13 protein-coding genes, 3 tRNA genes and 1 CRISPR repeat array are annotated in these 22,616 nt (G+C 64.2%); of the genes, 3 read left to right on the top strand and 13 right to left on the bottom strand.

Features of this window, described 5'->3' with window-relative positions; all coding sequences use genetic code 11:
• Nucleotides 1-45 precede the first annotated feature (45 nt).
• Both BSZ40_RS08695 and BSZ40_RS08690 read left to right on the top strand, forming a co-directional pair.
• Nucleotides 46-1,011, top strand: coding sequence for an alpha/beta hydrolase (locus BSZ40_RS08695; protein WP_158020884.1), 966 nt, complete (start codon nt 46-48; stop codon nt 1,009-1,011).
• A 4-nt stretch (nt 1,012-1,015) separates the two neighbouring features.
• Nucleotides 1,016-2,026 carry a hypothetical protein gene (locus BSZ40_RS08690; RefSeq protein ID WP_073825333.1) on the top strand — a complete coding sequence of 337 codons (1,011 nt, stop codon included), beginning with the start codon at nt 1,016-1,018 and terminating at the stop codon, nt 2,024-2,026.
• Nucleotides 2,027-2,141: 115 nt separating this feature from the next.
• Nucleotides 2,142-9,177: direct repeats of the CRISPR family, unit length 29 nt; unit sequence GGATTATCCACGCTACGCGCGGAGATGAC.
• 114 nt (nt 9,178-9,291) lie between these two features.
• On the opposite strand, the gene cas2e is transcribed toward BSZ40_RS08690, so the two are convergent.
• From cas2e to BSZ40_RS08650, 8 genes are read right to left on the bottom strand one after another with little or no spacing between them, the layout of a single operon-like run.
• The gene (cas2e, locus tag BSZ40_RS08685; protein ID WP_073825331.1) at nt 9,292-9,639 is read right to left on the bottom strand and encodes a type I-E CRISPR-associated endoribonuclease Cas2e; all 348 of its coding nucleotides are present in this window, start codon (nt 9,637-9,639) and stop codon (nt 9,292-9,294) included.
• Between the two features lie 3 nt (nt 9,640-9,642).
• On the bottom strand, nt 9,643-10,578 hold the full coding sequence (gene cas1e / locus BSZ40_RS08680; protein WP_073825329.1) for a type I-E CRISPR-associated endonuclease Cas1e: 936 nt from the start codon (nt 10,576-10,578) through the stop codon (nt 9,643-9,645).
• Nucleotides 10,579-10,591: 13 nt separating this feature from the next.
• Complete coding sequence (gene cas6e / locus BSZ40_RS08675; protein ID WP_073825327.1) at nt 10,592-11,296, bottom strand: type I-E CRISPR-associated protein Cas6/Cse3/CasE; 705 nt, start codon at nt 11,294-11,296, stop codon at nt 10,592-10,594.
• Nucleotides 11,283-11,984 carry a type I-E CRISPR-associated protein Cas5/CasD gene (gene cas5e, locus BSZ40_RS08670; RefSeq protein ID WP_073825324.1) on the bottom strand — a complete coding sequence of 234 codons (702 nt, stop codon included), beginning with the start codon at nt 11,982-11,984 and terminating at the stop codon, nt 11,283-11,285. Before cas5e ends, cas6e begins: the two co-directional genes overlap by 14 nt.
• Nucleotides 11,981-13,090: a type I-E CRISPR-associated protein Cas7/Cse4/CasC gene (gene cas7e, locus BSZ40_RS08665; protein WP_073825323.1), complete on the bottom strand. Its 1,110-nt coding sequence runs from the start codon at nt 13,088-13,090 to the stop codon at nt 11,981-11,983. Before cas7e ends, cas5e begins: the two co-directional genes overlap by 4 nt.
• Nucleotides 13,090-13,746 (bottom strand): type I-E CRISPR-associated protein Cse2/CasB, encoded by a 657-nt coding sequence (gene casB / locus BSZ40_RS08660; RefSeq protein WP_073825320.1) that lies wholly within the window; start codon nt 13,744-13,746, stop codon nt 13,090-13,092. Before casB ends, cas7e begins: the two co-directional genes overlap by 1 nt.
• Before the next feature lie 28 nt (nt 13,747-13,774).
• On the bottom strand, nt 13,775-15,382 hold the full coding sequence (gene casA, locus BSZ40_RS08655; RefSeq protein WP_073825319.1) for a type I-E CRISPR-associated protein Cse1/CasA: 1,608 nt from the start codon (nt 15,380-15,382) through the stop codon (nt 13,775-13,777).
• Nucleotides 15,366-18,266, bottom strand: coding sequence for a CRISPR-associated helicase/endonuclease Cas3 (locus BSZ40_RS08650; RefSeq protein ID WP_084542755.1), 2,901 nt, complete (start codon nt 18,264-18,266; stop codon nt 15,366-15,368). The genes casA and BSZ40_RS08650 overlap by 17 nt, the downstream gene beginning before the upstream one ends.
• 612 nt (nt 18,267-18,878) lie before the next feature.
• Between BSZ40_RS08650 and BSZ40_RS08645 the strand changes: the two genes are divergently transcribed.
• Nucleotides 18,879-19,223, top strand: coding sequence for a thiamine-binding protein (locus BSZ40_RS08645; protein ID WP_073825316.1), 345 nt, complete (start codon nt 18,879-18,881; stop codon nt 19,221-19,223).
• A gap of 91 nt (nt 19,224-19,314) precedes the next feature.
• On the opposite strand, the gene BSZ40_RS08640 is transcribed toward BSZ40_RS08645, so the two are convergent.
• The 5 genes from BSZ40_RS08640 to BSZ40_RS08620 all read right to left on the bottom strand — a co-directional run bounded on the left by BSZ40_RS08640 (nt 19,315) and on the right by BSZ40_RS08620 (nt 22,598).
• A tRNA-Arg gene (locus BSZ40_RS08640) sits at nt 19,315-19,387 on the bottom strand.
• Nucleotides 19,388-19,702: 315 nt separating this feature from the next.
• Nucleotides 19,703-19,791, bottom strand: a tRNA-Ser gene (locus BSZ40_RS08635).
• Nucleotides 19,792-20,089: 298 nt separating this feature from the next.
• Nucleotides 20,090-20,177, bottom strand: a tRNA-Ser gene (locus BSZ40_RS08630).
• A gap of 259 nt (nt 20,178-20,436) precedes the next feature.
• Entirely contained in the window at nt 20,437-21,264 is an 828-nt protein-coding gene (locus BSZ40_RS08625; RefSeq protein ID WP_073825314.1) for a type 1 glutamine amidotransferase, read from the bottom strand.
• Nucleotides 21,261-22,598 carry a MurT ligase domain-containing protein gene (locus BSZ40_RS08620; protein WP_073825312.1) on the bottom strand — a complete coding sequence of 446 codons (1,338 nt, stop codon included), beginning with the start codon at nt 22,596-22,598 and terminating at the stop codon, nt 21,261-21,263. The genes BSZ40_RS08625 and BSZ40_RS08620 overlap by 4 nt, the downstream gene beginning before the upstream one ends.
• Nucleotides 22,599-22,616 lie beyond the last annotated feature (18 nt).

Genomic DNA, 22,616 nt, shown 5'->3' with positions numbered 1-22,616 from the left:
GGCACAGGTTGTCGTGCCACTATGCGCACCGGGGGAAGGAGCCGCATGGACACGCGCCGCGATGACGAGCTGGGAGGCAACTGGCAGGCCACGCGCCTGCGCGTCCAACCGCACCCAGGGGTGCCGGGGGCGGACACGGCAGTTCTCACGCACCGAGAAGGCACCCTGACGCGAGACAGCCGCCCCGCTGGCCGGGCCGTGTTGTTCGTGCACGGCTACCTGGACTACTTCTTTCACCCGCACCTGGCAGAGGCTTGGGAGGCGGCCGGGTGGACGTTTTACGCCCTCGATCTGCGCGGCAACGGCCGAGCCTGGGACGGCCGCAGCGAACTGTCGTATTGCAGCGATCTGCACGCCTTCGGGGAGGAGCTGCAGCGGGCCATCTACCTGATCCGCCGCGCCGGGGCCCGGGAAGTGATCATCAACGCCCACTCCACCGGCGGGCTGCTGGCGTGCGTGTGGGCGCACGCCTTCCCGGGGGCAGTCGACGGGCTGGTGCTCAACTCGCCGTGGCTCGACCTAGCGGGCCCACGGCTACTGCGGGCCGGGGCCCGCACGACCGCGCGGGCGTTGGCCCGCGTCTCCCGCCGCAGCCTCATCGGCCGCCTGCCGGGAGCCTACGCGCACGCACTGCACGTCGACGGCGGCGGGGAGTTTAACTTCCGCCCGGATTGGAAACCCCTCGGCTCTCACCCGGTACGGGCGGGCTTCGTCGCGGCGGTGACGCGCGCCCAGGAGGCGGTGGCGCGCGGATTGGAGCTGGAGGTGCCGGTGCTGGTGTGCCATTCGGAGAAGTCCCGGCTCGGCCTGCACCGCCTCGGGCATTGCCCGGGGGACGCCGACGTCGTGCTGGACGTGAGCACAATGGCGGCGGCCGCCAGTCGGCTGGGGGAAGACGTCGAGATCGTGCCGATCACGGGGGCGGTGCACGACATTGCGCTCTCCGCTCCCCCGGTACGGCAGCGATACTTCGCGCTGATGACTGAATGGGCCGCCCGCAAGGTGCGCTGAGCCGATGAGCGGGCAACGGCGGCAGCGGGCGGCTACGCCTGCGCGCTGGCTGCTGGCGCTCGGAGTGGCGGCGCTGACCGTCGGATCGCTGGCTGTGGGGGTGGGCTGGCTGCTACCTGGGCGCGGTGGCGGGCAGGCCGTCGACGCCCGGGACGCCGGGGATGGGGCGGTTGCCCTCCGCGGGGTGACGGTGGAGCAGCTGATCGGCCCGGACCGTGCGCTGAGCTTTCTGGAGCAGGTGCCGGGCCGGGAGACTGTGCGAGTCGTGTTGGAGCCTGGCCGACCACTGGCCGACTATGCGCCGCTGGTGCGGGAGCTGGCCGCCCAGGCCGACGTCATGTTGCAGCTGGCGGATTCCAGCGAGTTGGCGGCGCTCAGCGAGGACGAGGTGGGGGCGCGGGCCCGGGCCGCGGTGAAGCTGTTTGGCGACCACGTCACCATCTGGGAGGTGGGCAACGAGCCGAACGGGCAGTGGGCGGGGAGCGACGCGAGCGAGATCGCCGGGAAGGTCAACGTCGCGGCGCAGATCGTGCGGGCGACCGGCGGGAAGACGGCTGTCACCTTTAACTACTGGGACCGGCCCGACTGCTACAGCGAGGACTGGGAGGATCCGCTCGCGTTCGCCCCGTTCCTGGATTTCGAGCCGGACTACGTGTTCTTGTCGGTGTACGAGACTGCCTGCGTGCCGCCGCAGCACCCGGACGCGGAGCCTCTCGGGGAGGTGCTTAACCAACTCGGGGCGCGCTTCCCCCGGGCACTGTTGGGGATAGGGGAGATCGGCGCCCAAGGGGCCGAGGACGGGCTGCCGGAACCCGACACCACCGAGAAGGAGCGAGTGGCGCGCTACTACCACGGACTAGACAGCAAGCTGCGGGAGATAGTTGGGAACCGGTATGTTGGCGGCTACTTCTGGTGGTATTTCGTGCGCGATGTTCTTACTGCGGAAGATCCGCGGTTCTGGGAGGTGCTGCGGGGCGAGTTAGCAAACTCTGGAGCAAGCACACAAGACCTATAAAATACCTTCCCCAAAACGCCAAAACAGCTGCATGCATTTGTGTAAAAACAGCACGAGAGGCATCCTTGCTACGCAGGGACAACGAAGGCTGATCGCCCTACCGACAGCAGCCCTCGGATTATCCACGCTACGCGCGGAGATGACGGGTCGTGGTCGCACGCTGATGGCGTTCGACACGGATTATCCACGCTACGCGCGGAGATGACCGGGACTTGACCTCGTCAATGGACGTGTCCCGGGGATTATCCACGCTACGCGCGGAGATGACTTGGGGTTGTGGGGCTTGCCCTTGTGGCGTCCCGGATTATCCACGCTACGCGCGGAGATGACGATTCGCCCGGCGTCTCGTGAGGAGGCCGACCGGGATTATCCACGCTACGCGCGGAGATGACGGACCGCGCCATCTCGGCCACCGACCCGGTCCAGGATTATCCACGCTACGCGCGGAGATGACAGTCTGGGGCACTACGAGCCCGAGCCGGGCGACGGATTATCCACGCTACGCGCGGAGATGACATATACCCCGTTCCCGACCGCTGTCCGGCTGGAGGATTATCCACGCTACGCGCGGAGATGACGCGCTAACTGGGAACGAGTAGCCAACAGCACTGGGATTATCCACGCTACGCGCGGAGATGACTTCATCACGTCCAGCTCATGGGCGCGGATCAGCGGATTATCCACGCTACGCGCGGAGATGACCGGTGGGGCCGCGCCCTGGAGCAGTCCGTCCTGGGATTATCCACGCTACGCGCGGAGATGACTTTTCGGCGTTGAATTTCGCCAGCTTCTCCCACGGATTATCCACGCTACGCGCGGAGATGACATGGCCATTGTCGCGACCTGGAAATAGATACCCGGATTATCCACGCTACGCGCGGAGATGACGTAGCGCCAGGCCCCCGGGTTGTAGGGGTCCAGGGATTATCCACGCTACGCGCGGAGATGACAATATCGGGACCGGGTGGGGTCGGTTTTCTGGGGGATTATCCACGCTACGCGCGGAGATGACTCGGGCGGCTCCATAAGCATCCCCAGCAGTTTCGGGATTATCCACGCTACGCGCGGAGATGACCGCCTGTATCGCGCGCCCCGAGGGATGACCCGGGGATTATCCACGCTACGCGCGGAGATGACTCAGCTCCCACGGAGACGCTGGGCGGACTGCGTGGATTATCCACGCTACGCGCGGAGATGACTTTTGTCCCCCTCAGGGTTCGTGGGAGTTTGGCGGATTATCCACGCTACGCGCGGAGATGACAACACCCCAGAAAGGAGGGGAAAATGGACAAGGGGATTATCCACGCTACGCGCGGAGATGACACGTGTTGGGCCGGGCCATCCCCTGCCCTTCCCGGATTATCCACGCTACGCGCGGAGATGACGCGCACTCACCTGCCGTCGTCCGTGCCCGCGCCGGATTATCCACGCTACGCGCGGAGATGACTCACCACCGAGCGGCCCGAAGACTGGGACGCCAGGATTATCCACGCTACGCGCGGAGATGACACTGGACGAGTCGCAGCGATCGATGCTCGCCCCGGATTATCCACGCTACGCGCGGAGATGACTGACTCCAGGGATCGACCCCGCGGCCTTCAGCCGGATTATCCACGCTACGCGCGGAGATGACACCACCGCGCTGGCCGACTGCAAGTCCTCGACGGGATTATCCACGCTACGCGCGGAGATGACTCTGGACCACGTGCTGTGGGAGCGGCTCTGGAGGGATTATCCACGCTACGCGCGGAGATGACTCCGCTCTCGTTTCCGATATTATGATTAAGCACGGATTATCCACGCTACGCGCGGAGATGACAAGCTGCAGCGGGTGCGGGTGAGTCTGGTTAACGGATTATCCACGCTACGCGCGGAGATGACTTCAAGGCCCACGGCTCGTCGGGCGCGTAGGCCGGATTATCCACGCTACGCGCGGAGATGACGTAAGAGACGGACAGGATGTCGCGCAGCCACGGGGATTATCCACGCTACGCGCGGAGATGACTCGAAGCAATCGCCAACGCCGTGCTGGGAGACCGGATTATCCACGCTACGCGCGGAGATGACGAGGCATACACGTTAAACGATCCGGGCTTCTTCGGATTATCCACGCTACGCGCGGAGATGACACGTGTAGGGCGTGGGGGTCGTCCAGCTCGCCCGGATTATCCACGCTACGCGCGGAGATGACCCGCCGATCTTCAGGGGGACCAGGCCCAGCGGGGGATTATCCACGCTACGCGCGGAGATGACTTCCAGCGCGCCCTCGTCGCCCCGTACCGCGTCGGATTATCCACGCTACGCGCGGAGATGACCTACACGGGATGAGGCTATTCAGCGGGAAATTGGGATTATCCACGCTACGCGCGGAGATGACACCTAGACCTACTGGCCTACGTCAAGCGTCTAGGGATTATCCACGCTACGCGCGGAGATGACCCGAAGCCGAAGCACTGACCGCCCGCCGGGAGAGGATTATCCACGCTACGCGCGGAGATGACCTGGTCGCCTTCCTGCGGATGAATGACAGGGACGGATTATCCACGCTACGCGCGGAGATGACGGCGTGACTGCCACGCGGTCCACCAGCGGACGGGGATTATCCACGCTACGCGCGGAGATGACCCCGACATCCAGCTGGACTTCCGCGACCTGCCGGGATTATCCACGCTACGCGCGGAGATGACATTCCCCGCCTCAGCCGAAACGTCAAGCGGGATGGATTATCCACGCTACGCGCGGAGATGACTTTCTCTCGCTGATCTCCATCGGCGCAGCGTCGGGATTATCCACGCTACGCGCGGAGATGACGATACTTCTCGCATTATACTATGCGAGAAGTGAGGATTATCCACGCTACGCGCGGAGATGACCTGTGCCGGAGCCAGAGCCTGCGCAAGGCGAACGGATTATCCACGCTACCCGCGGAGATGACCGACCTGGGCCCTGCCCATCAACCACCCGCAGCGGATTATCCACGCTACGCGCGGAGATGACGGCCAGGACATTGGAGGCGGTGCGACCGGCGGAGGATTATCCACGCTACGCGCGGAGATGACTGAGGCGGAGGGCCGGGCCTAGCCATGCCGCACGGATTATCCACGCTACGCGCGGAGATGACATCCGGTAGATGGGGACGATTATACGCTTGATAGGATTATCCACGCTACGCGCGGAGATGACCCCGAACAGCACAAGGACGACATGGAACAGCTCGGATTATCCACGCTACGCGCGGAGATGACGATGGGGCATTTATTCGCGAAGTTAACGGCCTTGGATTATCCACGCTACGCGCGGAGATGACCCTTAATGGTATCGACCTTAACAAACATGGCTGGGATTATCCACGCTACGCGCGGAGATGACATCGAGTTACGGTCCCACTTGCCCTCCCTCGACGGATTATCCACGCTACGCGCGGAGATGACCAGGACAGCGAGGTGTTCAACCTGACCGAAGGAGGATTATCCACGCTACGCGCGGAGATGACTTCAATGACTTCATAAACGGGATACGCAGCATCGGATTATCCACGCTACGCGCGGAGATGACTCGCGCCGGGCCGCCCGCAGCAGGCTATCGGTGGGATTATCCACGCTACGCGCGGAGATGACTTGCGTTGCCAAGCTTTTCTGGCGCTCCAATCCGGATTATCCACGCTACGCGCGGAGATGACCACGCTGATCCGGGATGACGACGAGGGATTCACGGATTATCCACGCTACGCGCGGAGATGACCGCCGCCTGACGGCGGCCAGCGAGGGCGGAGAGGGATTATCCACGCTACGCGCGGAGATGACTGGGCGGGGGGTGCGGGGATCAGGGCGGCGACGGGATTATCCACGCTACGCGCGGAGATGACGACCTGGGGTGCTACAGCTCGCTACCCGCGCGCGGATTATCCACGCTACGCGCGGAGATGACTGCTTCGGAATCCCACACCCCGCAGAAGTACTCGGATTATCCACGCTACGCGCGGAGATGACTTGGACGAACATTGCCTCGGGTAGCAGGGTTGCGGATTATCCACGCTACGCGCGGAGATGACGCCTGGTTCGGCACCGACGCCCCCACCGCCTGGGGATTATCCACGCTACGCGCGGAGATGACATGTAGTTGACGGTCACGTATGGGGGCAGGTTGGGATTATCCACGCTACGCGCGGAGATGACCCGTCCACGAAGGCCCGGAAACGGGCCGACCGCGGATTATCCACGCTACGCGCGGAGATGACCCCTGCGGGGCGGCGGCGGGCAGGCCGGGGACGGGATTATCCACGCTACGCGCGGAGATGACTATAACGAAGTTAACTGGGGCGGCCGCGGCGCGGGATTATCCACGCTACGCGCGGAGATGACGAGGGAGTCGGGTTCGCCGTCGATGGGGTTGGCGGATTATCCACGCTACGCGCGGAGATGACCCCGGACCCCTCAGGACAGCGACTGACTGAGGCGGATTATCCACGCTACGCGCGGAGATGACGCCACGAGCCCTGCTATGGCCGCCGTCCCCACCGGATTATCCACGCTACGCGCGGAGATGACGTTCCCGGGATATGATTTCCGCGTCAATGGCAAGGATTATCCACGCTACGCGCGGAGATGACTAAGAGACGTTTAGGACGGCGTACATCCAGGGCGGATTATCCACGCTACGCGCGGAGATGACCCCCTTGGGGCTGGGAACCGTGGCGTCACAGCCGGATTATCCACGCTACGCGCGGAGATGACGAAACGCTATGGCTTGCCGAGTCCCTGCCCGCCGGATTATCCACGCTACGCGCGGAGATGACCGATAATCCAAACTCATGTGGGGCCGCAAGCGGGGATTATCCACGCTACGCGCGGAGATGACGTGGTTGAAGAAATGATATATCCCGCGCTGCCCGGATTATCCACGCTACGCGCGGAGATGACTCGCTTGACAAGCGGCCGGGGATGCTGTTAGTGGGATTATCCACGCTACGCGCGGAGATGACACTGTGGCATCGTCGCCACCAAGCTAGTGTACGGGATTATCCACGCTACGCGCGGAGATGACATCCCACGGGTGCGGTCTTGGTGGGGGTGGCTGGGATTATCCACGCTACGCGCGGAGATGACGCAGGCGCTCAAAAACGTCCGGCAGGGGGAGCCGGATTATCCACGCTACGCGCGGAGATGACCGGGAGATCATCATCCCGATCGAAGCTAACGTGGGATTATCCACGCTACGCGCGGAGATGACAAATACGTTAACCCAAACTCATTAGCGTTAGGAGGATTATCCACGCTACGCGCGGAGATGACACTCCATCCCCGCCCTGGCCCGTCTCGCAGGCAGGATTATCCACGCTACGCGCGGAGATGACTCCAAATTGATCTTCACTTTAGGTCCATCCTTGGGATTATCCACGCTACGCGCGGAGATGACCACGGGGTCATCACTGGCGCTGAGCTATCGGCCGGATTATCCACGCTACGCGCGGAGATGACAGTTTAGGTACAGCATACATGTCATTCCCGTTCGGATTATCCACGCTACGCGCGGAGATGACGCAAGAACGATATTAAAGTCTACGTCTTTGGTGGGATTATCCACGCTACGCGCGGAGATGACGCCCGAAGGCTTTCAGGTTATTCCCAGCTAACCGGATTATCCACGCTACGCGCGGAGATGACTTCCGCGCCCGTCTCGGACATTGTGATTAAGCAGGATTATCCACGCTACGCGCGGAGATGACCCGGGGCCGCGTTCTCAGGTATTACACAGCGAAGGATTATCCACGCTACGCGCGGAGATGACGGTATAACCACCGTCGATATGACCTCTACGAGCGGATTATCCACGCTACGCGCGGAGATGACTCACCCGTCTGGGTGGCGGCCTCAACGGCGGCCGGATTATCCACGCTACGCGCGGAGATGACGTGCGGGGCCCCGGGGCATTAGTCGTCCAGGCCGGATTATCCACGCTACGCGCGGAGATGACGTTCGATGAGGTTTCGTTGGATGGCCCCTCGGGGGATTATCCACGCTACGCGCGGAGATGACCGGCGGTCCGGATGCGAGTTTGTAGGAGCTTGAGGATTATCCACGCTACGCGCGGAGATGACTCTCCGACGGCAGCCGGAGATAGTCATCTGCTAGGATTATCCACGCTACGCGCGGAGATGACGGCCTAAAGAACATGGAACAGCTGTTCCCCGGAGGATTATCCACGCTACGCGCGGAGATGACGGCAGCACCTCGTGGGTGAGCCACCGCTGAAACGGATTATCCACGCTACGCGCGGAGATGACGCAGCGGGATTGGCGGCACGCCCAGCGGGGGTAGGATTATCCACGCTACGCGCGGAGATGACAACTGAAAGCCTATATCGATAGGCTTACCATGTGGATTATCCACGCTACGCGCGGAGATGACATGAAAGGAAACAGCAATGAGTGAACTCATGAAGGATTATCCACGCTACGCGCGGAGATGACTTTTCGGCGTTGGATTTCGCCAGGCGCTCCCACGGATTATCCACGCTACGCGCGGAGATGACGGGTGGTGGATCGACAAGTTTTGGGCGCCGGACGGATTATCCACGCTACGCGCGGAGATGACTCGAGGAAAATCCCGGCCGGGCCCTCGGGCCGGGGATTATCCACGCTACGCGCGGAGATGACGGAAACCGGGTGCATGGAGGCACACCAAGGATAGGATTATCCACGCTACGCGCGGAGATGACAAAATATATCTCTTTGGTATAGCGAATGACGCAGGATTATCCACGCTACGCGCGGAGATGACGGTTCGTGGGAGTTTGGCTTTTTGCGACCTCCCGGATTATCCACGCTACGCGCGGAGATGACAGTAGTTCAAATTTGAAGCAACGCTGTCTTCCAGGATTATCCACGCTACGCGCGGAGATGACGTTTTCCATTTGGTTTCGGTCCTTTCAATGGGGGGATTATCCACGCTACGCGCGGAGATGACAGCTAAAAGGTCTGAACGCCAATGTCCTGGCTAGGATTATCCACGCTACGCGCGGAGATGACATACGCTGCCCTAAGTAGGATAGAGTAGGGGACGGATTATCCACGCTACGCGCGGAGATGACAACTCACAAGTACAACTACACGGGGAAGTACACGGATTATCCACGCTACGCGCGGAGATGACACTTCCAAATCGGCGAACTGCCAACACCTCAGCTCGGCAAGTTTTGCGTTTTCCTTTACTCGCTACCTGAGAACGGTTCGCAGCAACTGTCACGCTGAGGCGCAGCCTATCCTACTACCGTCTGCGGAATCGCCTCGCGCTACTCCACCCCTTCTTTGCGGTGACGGTAGTGGCCATCGGGTTGCCTCCTGTCACTGGGCGCCGGACCCCGAGGTGCCCGTCCAGGTCGACCGGCACCCAGTCGTGTCCCAAAGACTTCAAAGCGTAGCCTTGCTCCGTGGGCGCCGAGTGAACGAGCAGCGCCCGTCCGCCACCTAGTTCCTCAGCGACCATTTCCCAAAGCATGTCTCTCACTCGTCCCGACACGGACCCCACAAATACTCCCGGCGCTATCTCAAGCAGCCACCGTGTCAGGGCGCCCCGCAGTGATTTGGGAACGGCAGTTAGCACCAGCACCAGCATTGCTCACCACTCCCCCGCCGCATCCTCGGCGTAGTTCACTCCGGCAGGCACACTGTCTCGTTGGTAGTCCCACAGCGAAACCACATTGGTTTCCGTCGTCCCGTATGCCTCTTCACCACCGAGCAGCCACACAATATCTTTGACGATGCGCGGGATTAGGCGGCTCGTTCTAATATTGTCTCGCACTCGCCGCCGCACTGCTCCCGCAGGGTCATCGTCTTCGCCCGCGGCTACGATCTCGAAGGCTGCCGGAATCGATATCTCCGCCTTATACAGGTCCGCGATGTCGTACACGAACGCTCGCGAATGCCCCGTGTGGATAAAGCCCAGCCCTGGCGAACACCCCAATGCGGCAATAACGGCGTGGCACACCCCGTACAATGCCGCAGCCCCCGCGGAAAGCGCCTGGTTTATCGGGTCACCATCCTCGAAGTTATCTACGTCGTATGAGCGTCCTCGCCACTCAACCCCATAGCGTTCTGCCACTTCTCTATACAGCTGCCGTACTCGCACCCCTTCGCGCCCCCGCAACTGCTGCATGGTCAAATCATCGATGCTCTCGCCCGGGAAACGCATCGCATACATTTTTCGTGCCACGGCCAGGCGGGCGGACCGGTTGACGACCCGTCGTGCTTGTTGTTCCAACAACGCGGTATTCGTGGACAGAGGGCGTCCGCTCGCGTAAAAGCGGACGCCCTCCTCCCCAACCCACGCTGCAGAGGCACCACAGTCCCCCAGCAACGCCATGGCTTTGTGTGTAACCCGCACCCCCGGCCCAAAGAGGACGGCCAGCAGTGAGGCAGCAGGAATGTGCACTATGCCGTCGGCATCCTGCGCGGTGAGAGCGTAGTCCTCACAGTGGACTACACACCGTTCGAGATACACGAACGAACAGCGATCCTCCACCCGCGGCAGCGCCGAGACCGGCACCGGTTTCACCTCATCCTCCTAGCTACATCACCAACGTCATGAGTCCGCAGCCATAGGCCTTCGCCGGGCCTATGCCTTCCGTCAGCGCCCGCCAGAACTTGTCGAGGTCAACAATTTCCAACGCTCCTTCGAAGGTCGCGCGGTTGATGGTCACTGTCCGTTTCCGACCCTGGTGCGGATCGAAACGTTCAAAAGCCATTCGTGTACGCTCCACCACTCGCACTTCGGCTGCCTTGGTGGGGTCAGACTCGCCCGGGTGCTGCAAGAAACGCACCCCCAATTGCTCCGCCCGCTTCACCAGCCACTCTCGTTGATACTCAGCCGTGACATGCCCAACGACTTTGCCTCGCTTCGGTCGCTGCGCGAGCGGTTCGTTCGTCTTCATATCGACGGTGGTGGAAAGTGAACGAGTGGGGTTAGCAGTGAGTCGGAAGCGCCACTGCTGCCCCGCCGCTAGCTTCGCCCGCAATAGCTGATAGTTGCCCACCTGGGTCGAGCCGGCCACCCCGGCTTCCTCTTCCAAAGCCGCCAGGGCTGGTTGGCGGGGAGAAAGCAGTACCACAAACACCCGGTCGCCGAACTCGTCTATGCGCCACAACACCCGTCCCTGGTCGCCGTGCTGCGGAGCGGCGGCCTTCATGATGGCTGCGTGCAACGCCTGCGGTTTGCCCAAATACTTGCGAGCTTCTCGTTTACGCGGATCAACTTCGAACCTAGCCAGATACATCCGCGCCTCCCTCCAATGCACTGAACGGGTCGTGGGCAAGCTTTTGCGGTTCGCACAGAACGCAGGTACTGCGGCTCACGAAGCGCGTGGTGAATCGTCGTTGCACCTTACTAAATGACACCGGCTGGTCGTTGACCGCTGCCGTCCCCGGCGCACGATCAGTCTCTAACTCAAGAGTTGCCGCGTATCCGTCACGTGCAGACGCCCGTTGGAACCAGTCGGCAGCCTGCCACGCGCAACCAGTCAGGGCTTCCTCCAAAGAAGACTCCTCAATCCCCACCACCAGTGGCGCGGCAGGCGGGCAGGAACGCCGACCAAGGAACAGTGGAAATTTCGGCGTACGCAGCGCCTGCGCACACTCCTCCAACTGGTCGCGTTTCCCCTCCAAACCCACCACGAACACCGCGTCCTCCAGGTAGTAACGTTCGGACAGGCTGGTGTTCTTCTCCCCTGGCACGTGGGAGGTGTGGTAGTCCCGCAGCACTCGGCCTGGCTGATCCGTACGACTTCCAAAACGCAGTGCCGCCAGATCACTGATGTCTGCATCGCGCGGGCGGCCCTGCGCCCCCGCAAGCAGTCCCACTATCCCGCTCTTGGACGGGGCGAGACGGGTGTGCCGGGCACGAAACAGCGAGTCGCTCCCCCACGCCTGCAGCGGGGCGGCCAGGCGCAGGAGCAGTACGCTCACGATTCCTCCGGGAACCGCTGCTCCACCGCCTCCCGCAGCGCCGCAAGCAACGCCGGGAACGGTACCGTTTCCCCTAGGCCGTGCATACCATCAGCTGCCATGCCCGCCACGAGCTGTGCCTCTGGGGCCACGCCGTAGACGTCGGCAACCTTCGCCGCATACTGTGCGAGCTTTTCTACCGAGGCTGTCACATAGCCGGAGGTGCCGCGCACCGCCGTCTCGAACGCCCCCACCAGGGAGATCGGCTGATCCGAACGCACCGTGACGTAAACCAGTTCCGGCAGCGTCCGGTTAGCGAACGTGTTCTGCTTGCCGGTCGGCATCGAGCGCACGAAGGCCGACGCGAACGCTTCCACCGCGTCGACAGCCGCCCCGTTGGTACCCAGGTTTTGAGCCAGCTGGCCGACGTTGATGGTGGCGTACCGGTAGAGGGTCGCCGAGGAGAACTCGACAGTACCGATCATGCCCGCGCCGGCGTCCTCTTCTTCGGCGTCGTGCTTCTCGTCGTCTACCGCCGTGAAGTAGTCAAATTCGTTCTCGGCGGCGTGCGTGGACAGGGCGTGCGCCACTTGGCAGGCGGCATCCACGTTCAGGCTCGCGTCGTCGGCCAGCATGCGGCCAAAGAGCGCAATATCGATCGAGCTGTCCTCGCTGAAGGCCCGCTTGGCAGCCTTCTTGTCGATCTTGCCGTCCTCCGCCGCGCACGCCAACTCGGCCAGGCGGGTGAGCTGCTGGTCGGAGACGAACACCAGATAGCCGCTCTCCTTGGCAGCATCGTCGGCCTTCCCCTTAGGCACCTTCAGCTTGATGCCTGCCGCGTCGAAGGCTGCCTCGGCCAGCCCGCGAGCCTGCTCAGCCAGCTCCGGCTGCAGCTCGACGATGCGCCGCTCCAGCAGCTCCACCAGACGCTTGGTGCGCCGCCCTAGCCGCTCATTGCTGGCAACCTCAGCGAAAGCCAATCGGGTGGCACGCTTCCAGGCCTGGCTGGACACCCGCAAGCGTCGCACCCCGCCGTACAGCGCGCTCTTGGGGGAGCCGTTGTCGTCCCGGTTAACGCAGCTGGGTGGCAGCGACTGAATGACGTGGATGTCTACGTAGGTTCCCATTATTTGTTCTCTTTCTGGGCGGAAATTTCGTCTTGGTCAAGGTGCCGGAAGTCGCGCGCCCAGCGGCGACGCACTTCCTCTACACCGGTGTGGCTCCCCTGCGAGCCGTCCCGTTGCATGCCACGAGCCAGCGCACAGATGTCGTCGGCCAGAATCCCGTAATCGAAGCCGAGCCCTTCCCGCTTGAGCAGGGAGACTAGGCCCCGCAGGTGGTAGGGCACCGAAGTGAAAGTGGTGGCGGTTACTACCGCGTCAAACCGCGCGCGTAGCGACTTCTCGCCCACCGCGTCCTTGTGGCGGCGCACCAATTTGCCGAAGGCTCCCGCCAATGAACGGCCCGGCACGTGCATCGGCTGGCTCTCGGATTGCTGATGGACGGCGAAAAGCGTCAGAGCCACGTGCACCGCAGTTTCGGCGGGCGTCGCCGCGTCCCCACGCGCGATGTCTGAGCTGGGCGGCGCCGTCAGCTCCCAGATGTCGGGCAACTGTCCCGGTGCTTTGCCCACCCCCCGCCGCAGGCGTGCCAGATCAGCGGTGGCGGCGGGGCGTTGCGCCTGCAGCCCTGCCAACAGCTGGTTGACCCGTTGCCCCACCAGCTTTCCCACGTCCCCCAGCCTGCGCTGGTAGCGGTTTTCTGTGGGTTTCACTTCTTCCATAATTCCTCCTTTCAGTTAAGTCAGTTGCTTACTGCTCGACTTGCACCAGCTTCTTGAGGGCGGCACCGAACCAGGCCAGGGCAAGGCCCACGTCAACGTAGTTGTCCCCTACCTGCCGTCCTTTGTATGCCTGGGTGCCGACGTCGGCCACCAGTTCGTCCCGGATCTTCAGGGCCGTTCGACGAACGGTCGCTACCCACTGCACGCTCTCGTCCTCGTCTTCGCCCGTAATGGTGGGCAGCCACTTGTGGAACTCCCGCCCCATTTCGGCGAAGAAACGCGCGCGGGCGGCGTCTCGCGGCTTGTCGGAGGTCTCCTTATCGCCACCAGCGGCCTGGTAGAGGTTCTGTGCCAGCCTGCCGATTATCATCCCTACCGCGTCGGCCAAATTGAGGGACTCATCTACCAGGGAAGCAACTTGCTCCGCGGTCTCCCCGAAGGCGGCCAGGGGCAGGTCCAGTTGGTCGTGCAGCAGGCCGACGACGATCGCGTCCTGCGGCCCGTACTCCAAGCCCGTCACTTGCAGGGGGACTGCTCCTTGCCAATCCAAGATGTAGTTATTCCGCAGCACCTGGAAATTTTCGATGATGCCTGGCGGCCTCCCGCCGCTGGTTCCCTCTTTCGCCCCGTCTAGGGGTCGTTGCGGCAGTGCCGCGCTCAACCCACGCCAGAAGGCCTTCTCCGCGCTCAGTTTGCGGGGCATGTAGGTGGGGTAGCCAAGTTTCTTTGTTTGCGGCTCGGAGTAACGCCACACCGTCATGGGCTCGATCGGCATGCGGTTTTGCGGGGTGAGCTTATCCCCGTTGCAAATAAGAACCGAGGTGCACTGCGTTGCGTCCCCAGCTAATCGCACGCGTCGGGCTTGCCAAGTGTAGGCCCCGACCACGCCACGCGGGCCGTTGGCCATCTCGAGTTCTTCGCTGGCGGTAAGCGGCGGGCGTTCCCACGGCGGCAGATCCGTGACCGAAGTGATGCGAGTGGCCGAGTCAGGCACCACCATGTTCAGCAGGATTGTCTCTAGCAGGTTGCCGCCTACCAGGTTCACCACCCCTAGCTGCCCGCCCCAGCCGGTGCCGATCGGGTACCCGCGTCCGCCTTTAACCCGCGGATCGCCGACCGCGCCGGACTTGATACCGGAGTAGTCGAAGGCCTGCAGGTGCACGAGCCAACGCGCCGCCTCAGCCCACGGCAGGCCCGTCAAACCAGCCTCTGCCCGGTGCACGAAAATGGCGTCGGCCGCCTCGATGTCGCCGACCAGTTTGCTCACCGGGCTCATAGCGTTCTTGGACGTGTGTAGGTCAGCGACTTGGTAGAACGGGGCACTCGGGTGGCGCAGATCGAACCGTTCGCGGTGCCGCGTGAGGTATTCGTCGACGGCTACCAGTAAATTAGTACGATTGTTCCAGTTTTCTCCCCACTCCGTGAAACTGTTGGGCCCTTCAGCAGCGCGGTGGGCTATTGCTAGCAGCAGACGCAGTATCGCCACATCCTGCGTGGGGCTCTCCCCCGCCAAGCCTGTGATCTGTGCACCGCGCGCAAACACCTCCTGCAGCGACACTTCCGCGGTTCCGGAGGGTGTGAGCACCCGGATCCAGGGCTCATCCACCAGGTTAAATTCTTTAGCAGGTGAGGTCATCTTCGATCTCCTCTAGGCCGATGGCGCAATCATAGTGGACTTTCTTCTTTCCCAGCTCCGCCATTTCATTTTTTAACAACAGAATTAGTTGCCCGCGCAAGAGAGGTGAGCTCTGCCAGGCAGGACAGAAGTTGCATTCGAGCTTCTCGATGAGCTCGTCACCCAGTTTGCCGATGGTAAGCGACTTCGGCAGACGGACTACCGAGGCAGCCAGCTTCTGCAACAACGTAAAATCAGGCACCTGATCCGTCGGCAGGACCTCTCCCCTCCCCGGCCCCGCACTATCCACCAGCCGCCAGTTTCCCTCGTCGGTCTCGTCGACCACCAACACCTCGAAGGAATCGTCACCGAGCCGCACCCGCCCCTGCATCAGCTTCTCTCTCCCGCCCTCATCGTTCGGGTTGGTCACCAGCGGCAACCAATTCTCCAACGAGGGGAGGGGGAGGGTGTTGCGCGGTTCCCCTAGCAGAAATTGGTAGGCCTCGGCGCTCTGCTCGTGGCGCAACTTAGCTAGTTTTTCCTGCGCCGCCTGCAGTTCTTCCGGCCATGCTTCAACCGTGCCCTCAGCGCGGGAAAACACGGCGGTCATGCACGAAGCAATGTCATCGGGCAGTGTCACGGTCAGCATCCCGCCCGTGGCCCGCTCCCGCAGGGCTTGGGCGGTGCGCAACAGCAGATAGTCCCCGTACACCGCACCACTACCACTCTCCAACGCGGGCTCAAGAGTCAGTTCGGGCACGTTTACCACCAGCACACCGGGAGTATTCAAAGCAGCCGGACGATGGGGGCGGGCGTGCCGGTGCACGCGCCCGACGCGTTGCAGCAGCACATCCAGCGGCGCCAGGTCGCTGACGAGATAGTCGAAGTCGATGTCCAGCGACTGCTCAACCACCTGGGTGGCCACCACGATCGCCCGTGCGGGCCGCTGCGCTTTCTCTGGCGGCCCAAACTGCTCCCGCAGTCGCTTCTCGGCAGCCTGCCGGTCGCGCAGCAAGAAGCGCGAGTGCAGCAGCGTCACCTCGGCTCCGAAGTGGGCCCGCAATTCCCGGTAGGTCTCCTGCGCCCGCCGCACCGTGTTGCGCACGACCAGCACGCATCCGCCGTCTACCAGCAGCTCGTCCAGGAGCGGAACCAGATCCGGATCCGCAGCTGTCAGCTCCATCCGGGCAGCCACTGACGGCCGGGCCTGTTCCACGGCCTGCCCGAAGACACCGGTGGCCGTCGCCGCACTCAGCAGCGGGTAGCCGGTCTCCAGCAGCCGCGGGGTGTTCGCCTCCTCCTCAGCCCCCAGCCCACGGCGATACGCGGCTAGCAAGCCGTGGCGGACGTCGTCGTTCAGCGTGGCGGATAGCAAAACCACCGGCACGCCGTAGGCCCCTAACCATTCCAGGGCCCGTTCCAGGAAGTGGGACATGTACCAGTCCGAAGCGTGCACCTCGTCGATGACGATCACCTTCTTTGCCAGCCCCAAGTGCCGCAATGCCAGGTGCTTGGAGCACAGCGCCGCAAAGAGGACGTGGTCGATGGTTGAGACCGCGAAGTCGGCAAGAATGGACTTCTTGCGGCCCGTGAACCAGCTGGCGATCTCCGCGCCGTGCGGCTGACCGTCGTCCCGACCAATATCAGGAGTCCCGGTGTTGAGCTCCGGCCCGCGAAACGCCCGTTCCGAGCCAAGCAGACTGGCGCGCCGCAACTGGCGCAGATCCTCGTTGAAATTGGAACGTCCATGCAGCAGCTGGGTGGGAAAACGCTGGGCCTCGCCCTGCACACTCGACTCGTCATCCAGACTGCCCAGCCAGGTCAACAACCGTTTGAACATGGCATCTGCCGTGGCCTGGGTGGGCAGCGCCACCAGGCAGCCCTGCCGACCCGTACGAGCCGCCAACACCTCAGCGGCCAGGAACGCGGCCTCGGTCTTGCCTGCCCCCATGAGGTCCTCGATGACGAGCAGCCCCGGCAATTCCATGTCGCGGGCCGCTTGCAGGGCGGCACGCTGCATGGGGCGAGGTTGCGCGTCGGCAGGCAAATCGAAGCGAGCGGCCAACAGTTCACTCGCGTCCCGCCCGGTGTCACGCGGCCGCCAACCGGCAGGCAAATCGAAGGTTCGCCATCCTGCCTCCACCCGTTCCGCATGCACCTCCGGAACTAGGAAACGGGCACCGTCACTGCGCACGTTCAGCAGGGGGAAGAATTCGTCGGCCGAGGCGATCCAGTCCGCCATAATCAGCAGTCCCTCGGCGAGCACCAGGAACGGAATCGACCACTCCAGTTCCTTCCACCCTGCCAGCCGGGGGGCCACCTCCGGCAGCGCCGCAGCACGGTTTATCAGCTCTGAGCGCACCTGTGCCCACTTCGGCCCTCCATAGGCACCGCCTGGCCGCTTAAGCGCCCCTCGCTCGCGCTGCAGACGGCTACTGGAGGCTGGGATACCGTGGTGGCCGCCGACGACGCTCGCGAGCGCCTTCGGATTCTTCCATTGCCACTTCCGCGCCTCTTCCTCAACAGCCAGCTGCCCAACTACGCCGTGGGTCGGCGGCGGAACAGGGATTCTCTGCGATTTTGGCAGCCCCGCCTCACTACACCGGTCATATAGCTCCCCCACCTGGTGCGAAAAACCCGGCGAGACTTTGCCGACGTCGTGCACGGCGCCCAGGAATTGCATGACCGCCCGCAGGTGGCCCAACGGATCGTCGTCACCGAACTGGCGACGTGCCGCCGCCTCCAAGCTCGGGCCGTAGGCATCCACGAGGCGTCCGGCCACTGCTGCCGTGTCCTCCAGGTGCAGCCACAGCGGCAACCAGTGCGTGATCGCCGAGCCGTCCCGGGGCATCGACTTGCCCCACACCGACATCGCTGCGGGGGAGAGTGTGCGTCTAATTTGCATCAAGGTACCTCTTGAGGGGATCGACCGGGAGGGGTTTGGCAGCAAGCTGACAAGAACGACACGCCGATCATATCAACTAACGGTGCAAGGCATGTAGAGAGTGTGCTAGTCTGTTCCATGTCGCCGATCGGATGTGAGGCAGACAACTGAGGAAGTGAGGTGACTATGCCAAGGGGTTTTTGTCTCGAGTGGACAAACCGTTAAGCCGGAGGGCGGCAGACCATAGCTCGAATCCCTGCAGCGGCAGGGATGATCCTGGTGCAAGGCAGGGGAAAAAGTCCTACCCGCGTAGCGGGTTGCCCCCAGATCTACGTCGACTAAGGAGGTGAAACTTATGCACACGTTTAAAACGTCTTTCACACTCACATCGGGTGGCTTGTATGCCCCGACGGAAGTGGTGGAGGAGGTAGTCCTTGGGAACCAGGGCGAAACTGATCCCCAAGGACTCACGAAGAGCACCACGTAACCAAACACCTGGGAGCTCCTTCGTTGAGCATATATGGTAGGGGCCTAGCTTTCCAAGCTAGGCCCCTATCTCCTAGGCGGAGCAGCAGGGCCACTCAAGAAGAAGCCAAATCTAAATCATCCAACTAAAGGCCCCAGGAGGAAGTCATGCTAGTCGCGTTCTCCGTTGCCCCCTCCGGGGTGGGCAGCAAGGGTCCCGCCTGCGACGATGCGGGTTCGGTATCGCCCGCCGTAGCGGCGGCGGTGCGTGTCGTGCGGGAGTCGGGGCTGCCGCATCGCACCGATGCCATGTTCACCACGATTGAGGGCGAGTGGGACGAGGTGATGGACGTGGTCAAGCGCGCCACTGAGGCCGTGGGCGAGTACGGGTCCCGCGTCTCCCTAGTGTTGAAGGCCGACATTCGCCCCGGGCATGTGGGCGAATTGGATGGCAAGCTGGCGCGCCTGGAGCGGGTAATCGCCGCGCAGGATGCCGCGGCCCAGACAGCCTGACCACGCGAGCACTCGGGGCGCGGCCAGTCGGCCCCGCCCCGGGTTTCACGCATAAGCAAAGGCCCCGCACCTGTTGGTGCGGGGCCTGTTGCGCGCCTGGAGGGACTCGAACCCCCAACCTTCTGATCCGTAGTCAGATGCTCTATCCATTGAGCCACAGGCGCTTGCCTTGCGACACGGGAACTCTACCGTGTAACCGCCCCTTCTGCCAAATCGAGATCACTGTTCGCTACACCACACCGTCTGCGGGGCCAAAATCATTCGCCGCCTAGCTCCTCCGGGGCTCTGCCCGCCGAGCCATCGCCCTATTTGGCAACCCAGAGGGCACAAGAGGACGTATGCGTCGGCTGTCGCTCCCCCAGAGCCATCTAGGGCGACCACTACCCGCACCCGCCCCGCCGCGCGCCCCGCAACCCCGCCTCCACGCCACCCCGCGCACGCAAAAGTCCCGCCCCCGGGCGGCGGGGGCGGGACAGAAGCGGAGACGGAGGGATTTGAACCCTCGAGGGGCGTGAACCCCTACCTCCTTAGCAGGGAGGCGCACTCGACCTGGCTATGCGACGTCTCCAGACCCACCCAGCGTAGCTGACCAGGGCAGGTGGAAGCAAACCGGCCTCTGGCCACGCCGCGCGGCAGAAATTACTGGAAGATGCGATGCCCCCACTGGCTACAACCTGGTGGCCTCTCCCCGGCCCCACCAAGACAACTGACTGCCCTCAGCCAGGGCATCTTGGGCCCCGGCCTCGCCCCGGCCCCACTGAGGCAACCTGGCTACCAAACTCACCTCCGACGGCGAGACCGACCTCGCCCAGGCCCCACCAAAAGAACAGTGCTGCTCCCGACGCGAACGCCGGGAGCAGCGGTAGCGGAGAGTAAGGGATTCGAACCCTTGGTGCGGGGTTACCGCACAACGGTTTTCAAGACCGTCACCTTCGGCCGCTCGGACAACTCTCCTCTGCCGCCATTGTCGCAGGCTGCCCAGCGAATGCCAAACGAGGGCTGGCCGCGTCGATCGACGCACAGCACGCGGATTAGCCGCCCGCGGCCGACGCGCAGGCCACTCGAACCGCCGCGCCCGCCTCACGCGGCGCCACTCCGCCCCCGGTCACCGCCCGACAACAGCCGGACCTTCGGCCCGCTGCAGTTGCCCCGCCCGCGGCCGACGCGCAAGCCGCTCGGCCCGCTGCAGTTGCCGCGCTCGCCTCGCGCGGCGCTACTCCACCCCCGGGGACAGCCCGACGGCAGCCAAGCGTTCGGCCCGCAGGTCTGCTATCCCGGCGATCTCCAACGGCTCCAGCGCGTCCACATGCACACCGAGGGCGCGGGCGAGCAAGGCGTCAGCCAACTGCGGGTTGCGGGCCAGGACGGGACCGTGCGCGTAGGTGGCGATGACCGATCCGTGCACCGCCCCATCCACCAGGCTCCCGGCCGCCTCGCCGCGCCCACCGGCCGCCCCGCCGCGCCCGGTAGCGCTGCCTCCGGCCGCCCCACCGTGCCCAGCGGCGCTCAGCCCGTTGCCGTACCCGGCACACACCTCCCCGAGGGGCGCAACGCCCTCCCCCAGCTCGGTCAATCCGCCGTGGTTCTCGAAGCCGGTGATGGGGCTGGTCAGCCCCCACTGCTCGGCAGCCGCCGACGGCGCCAGCACCAGTTCCCCGATCATGCGGCTGCCGCGGGGCCGGGTGCGCACGTCGAGGATGCCGCAACCGGGCACTTGCGCATCTTCGGCGTCAATGAACCACTCCCCCAACACCTGCAGCCCGGCGCAGATGGCCAGCAGGGGCGCGCCGCGCTCGACTGCCCGCCCGAGCCCGCCGTCGGCCCGCAGGTGGGCGGCACCGAGCGACTGGGCGATGTCTTCGCCGCCGCCGAGGGTGTAGATGTCGAGGCTGTCGGGAACGGCCTGGCCGAGGTGCACGGTGACGATTTCGGCGTCGATCCCGCGGCGGCGGGCCCGCTCCCGTAACACCACCGCGTTGCCGGAGTCGCCGTACGTGCCAAGCACGTCGGGCAGGATCAGACCGATCGCTAACTTGTTCACTTCTCCCCTTCCGTGCGGGCCAGGTGCCGCCGGTAGTCGCGAAATGCCGTGTAGTTGGCCAGCAGGTCCACTTCGCCTGCCGGGCAGGCGGCGATGGCGGCCGCGGGGGTGTCGTACAGCGTGTGCGGGATCCCGGCGTAGTCGAGGCGCACGGCGAGGTCCGCGCCCCGCTCGCCGCAGGCGAGGATTTGCCCGGGCAGCGCGGCGAGCCCCGCAAAGTCGACGTCCCACAGCCAGGAGAGGTCTTCCCCGTCGGGGATCTGCCCATTGACGGCGACGACGGTGGCGGCCGCGGCCGGATTGAGCACGCTCATGGCTTCCTGCCACCCGGCCGGGTTTTTGGCCAGCAGCATCCGTACGCTCCGCGGCCCGACCTGCACGCTGGCGTAGCGGCCCGCTACCTCCCGCACGGTGCCGATGGCGGTGGCGGCGGCCTGCGGTTGCGCCCCGAGGGCCACGGCCACCGCCACGGCCTGGGCGGCATTGCCGCGGTTGGCGCGCCCCGGCAGGGACAGCGCGACGTCGACCCGCTGGCCGTCGAGTTGTAGGGGCACCCGGGTGGCGGTGGCGGCGGCGTGGTCGACGACGACGCTCGGCTGCGGCCGCCGGAATTCGGTGGCGGGCAGCAGCCCGGGCCGGGCAGGCTGGTGGGTGTCGACGGCGTACCAGTCGTCGCCCTCCCACAGCACGGGTGTGCCAGTGCGGGGCGAGGTGACGGAGTCGTGGGCCCAGCCCGCCCCGGCCCCGACCCACAGCTTGCGGGGGGCGTCCCAGGCGGCGGAGGCCACGAGGGGGTCATCGGCGTTGGCCACGACGACTGCCCCCGGGTGTTCGTTGACGGCTTGGCGCAGGCGCCGCTCGATGGCTCCGATTTCGCCGACGCGGTCGAGTTGGTCGCGGGACAGGTTCAGGAGCACCAGCGCCGCGGGCCGGGTCTGGGCGGCCACCTGCGGCAGGTGCATTTCGTCTACTTCCAGCACCGCGTACGGGGCGCGCGGGGCGGCCATGAGAGCGGCCGCCAGCCCGTCTTCCATGTTGTCGCCGCCGTCGTTGGTGGCCACCTCGGCGCGGGTGGCGAGGGCGGCCACGGTCATGCGGGTGGTGGTTGATTTGCCGTTGGTGCCGGTCACCAGCACTACTTGACGGCCTTCCGTCAGGCGGGTCAGCAGGTCGGGGGCCAGCAGGCGGGCAACCTTGCCGCCAATCATGCCGCCCGAGCCCCGGCCGGTAACCCGGCTCGTCCACGCGGCCGCCCGGCCCACCGCGCACGCCAGCCGGGTGCGCAGGTTCGGGCGCGGCACCGCTGGCAGCGCAGAGGATGCGAGATCAGTCATGGGCAAGATCCTAGGCCC

This window comes from Buchananella hordeovulneris (assembly GCF_001907235.1).
GTDB lineage: Bacteria > Actinomycetota > Actinomycetes > Actinomycetales > Actinomycetaceae > Buchananella > Buchananella hordeovulneris.
This window is presented reverse-complemented; position numbering and strand designations above follow the sequence as displayed.